This is a genomic window from Bacillus cereus group sp. Bc031 (genome assembly GCF_027716265.1).
In the GTDB taxonomy this organism is placed as follows: domain Bacteria; phylum Bacillota; class Bacilli; order Bacillales; family Bacillaceae_G; genus Bacillus_A; species Bacillus_A paranthracis.
Genome location: NZ_JAQFUL010000180.1, coordinates 1 through 2,515, shown reverse-complemented (window position 1 = coordinate 2,515; position 2,515 = coordinate 1). Strand labels below are relative to the sequence as shown.

The window sequence follows — 2,515 nt, the reverse complement described above, 5'->3', positions numbered from 1 at the left end:
AGGTGGTGTTGACAGTAATCAAAAAATAATATAAAATAGTATAAAATCATATAAAAGCGAGTCTAAAATAGACGCGTTTTTATTTTTGGAAGTGATATGATGGAAAAATTTCTTACTCAAAAACAAGCGATGGATTTTTTAAATGTTTCTCGCATGACAATTCTTAGTTATGAAGAAAAAGGTTTATTATCTCCTGTTAGAACCGCTGGTTCGCATAGAAGGTATTTACAATCAGAATTAGAAAAATTAATGGGCATTGACACACAAACTTCTTCAAAGAAAAATACCCAAAGAGCTTTTATTTATGCGAGAGTTTCTACAAAAAAACAAGCGGATGCAGGTAATTTAGAACGACAAGTGCAACGTTTGCAGAACTATTGTAATGAACAACGGTTCGAAATCGTTCAAACCTATACAGAAGTAGCTTCTGGAATAAATGAAAATAGACAACAATTACATCGTATGTTAAAACAAATCGAAAAAAAAGAAGTTCAATATGTAATTGTTGAATACAAAGACCGTCTTGCTAGGTTTGGTTATTCTTATCTTGAAAGTTTTTGCACCTCTCATGGCGTTACAATTATTGCAATAGAAACAAAAATGGAAAAAAGTTTAAATGAAGAAATGGTAGAAGACATGATTTCAATTATTACTTCCTTTTCTGCTAGATTGTACGGTCAAAGAGGGTCAAGAAAAATTAAAAACGAATTAAAGAAAATGGATATAAAACAAAATTAGAAAGAGGTGAATCTCTCATGGCGAAAAAGAAAAATAGTTTACAGTTAACGTATGTTGGTGTGTTTGTACAACCAAATGTGATATTTACACGCATTTTGGATGAATTAATGCGTAAATTTTTATCATCAAAGCGTTATTCTCGTGAACGGATTTTCGAAGGTGGAACCCGTAAACAAGTTGTCGAACAAACGAAACAATTGTTTATTCCGAATTCTCGTTATATGAGAGATTCGTTTTTAGAAGCAGAAGCTTCTATTTCTTCACAAGAAGAACTTTTGCCTATGTATGTCTTACAAAATAATAAAAAAATTGAACAATCACAACAAAAATTAGAGAAATTGCATTCTCGTAAACCGAAAAATGTCAAACAAGCCTATAAAATTGAACAAAGTGTGTTTTACACACAATATAAAATCAAAAAACTAACAAAACAACGAGATTATTACCAACATCATATTGATAATGGGACTGTTCCTAAAATGGTAGATGGTACAAAAAAACGAATGGAGCTTTTGAAAAAAGGAAAAATAACAAAAGAAGAATGGCGTGAATCACGAAGTGATTCCCTTTATTCTCGTGGCGAAAAATCAAAAGGCGGAAACGAAAACATGAAGTTAACGTACTTAGAAGGCAATCTCTTCGAGATTGCGATTTTAAATCCTTTAAGCGCAAAACGAAATGATCGACTACGTTTTACTGTTCGTTTTCCTGAAAAGTTTGTACATACAATTGCTTCCTATTTAGAAACAGGCGAATCCTATTCGATTCGTTTAAAACGAAGAAATGGTACATATCAAGTCCACCTTGCATTAGAGGGAGAAATCACTGCACAACCTAATTTTTCGAAGGGTGTAGCGGGAATGGATATTAATCCCGATAATTTATCTGTGACGATTGTTCATGCGAATGGAAATTTTCGTACTTCGAAAGTGTTTTGGATACATGACGTCAATACCGTTTCAGCGAATAAACGAGACTTTATTATTCAAGAAACGTTGTACGAAGTTATGCGATGGATACAATCGTTTGATATAGATACATTAGTAATCGAAAACTTGAAATTTTTACAAACGAATGGGGGCAAATCGTTCAATCGAATGGCGAGTAATTTTTCATACAGTAGTATGATCAAGTCATTAGTGTCTATTTCTTTTAAAGAAAACATCGCGTTAGTAGAAGTTGGTGCGTATTATTCCAGTTTCATTGGTCGAGTGAAGTACCAACAACAATATGGTTTATCCATTCATCAATCGGCTGCGTTTGTATTAGCCCGTAGAGGAATGGGATTCGAGGAAAAAGTTCCGAAGGAACTTCTGTCAGTCCTTTTTACAAAGGAAGTAAAAAAGGGACAGAAAGTATCGGACTTATTCAAACACTGGAAAAAAGCAAAACAATGGTTCGAAGATACAAAAAAAGATTTAATGGAACTCGGAGTGTATGATAATAGCATGTATTTTAAAGAAATACTTCACTATCAAACAATAACCGTTCCATTTTAATAGAAACCTTTAAGTTTATATCTCTGCATGGACATTTCTCATATGAGAAATGTGAAAATTCCGAAGGAAGGATTGCTGTGTGGGAATATAAATAGCTCTGGTAACCCCAGCCCTGTGATGTGCTTCTTGGAAGACCGAAAGACACAGGTGATGTGCTAGACCCTAGTCCAGCGAAGGGTCGGATCAATGATTCTTTACCTCAAGAAACCTACGATTGACAAATATAAGGTGGTTTTATACGATTTTATATTGTTTTTTATGGTTTAGAGGGAGCTGGA

General features: G+C 33.7%; 2 protein-coding genes. Both read left to right on the top strand.

Annotated elements, in window-relative coordinates; genetic code table 11:
* Positions 1 to 99: 99 nt before the first annotated feature.
* On the top strand, positions 100 to 738 hold the full coding sequence (locus tag PDQ33_RS28640; RefSeq protein ID WP_076856003.1) for an IS607 family transposase: 639 nt from the start codon (positions 100 to 102) through the stop codon (positions 736 to 738).
* Between the two features lie 17 nt (positions 739 to 755).
* Positions 756 to 2,237 (top strand): hypothetical protein, encoded by a 1,482-nt coding sequence (locus tag PDQ33_RS28635; protein WP_270394722.1) that lies wholly within the window; start codon positions 756 to 758, stop codon positions 2,235 to 2,237.
* Positions 2,238 to 2,515 lie beyond the last annotated feature (278 nt).

Coding starts and splice junctions, on each gene's coding strand:
- PDQ33_RS28640 (WP_076856003.1), top strand. CDS start 100: ATGGAAAAATTTCTTACTCAAAAACAAGCGATGGATTTTTTAAATGTT.
- PDQ33_RS28635 (WP_270394722.1), top strand. CDS start 756: ATGGCGAAAAAGAAAAATAGTTTACAGTTAACGTATGTTGGTGTGTTT.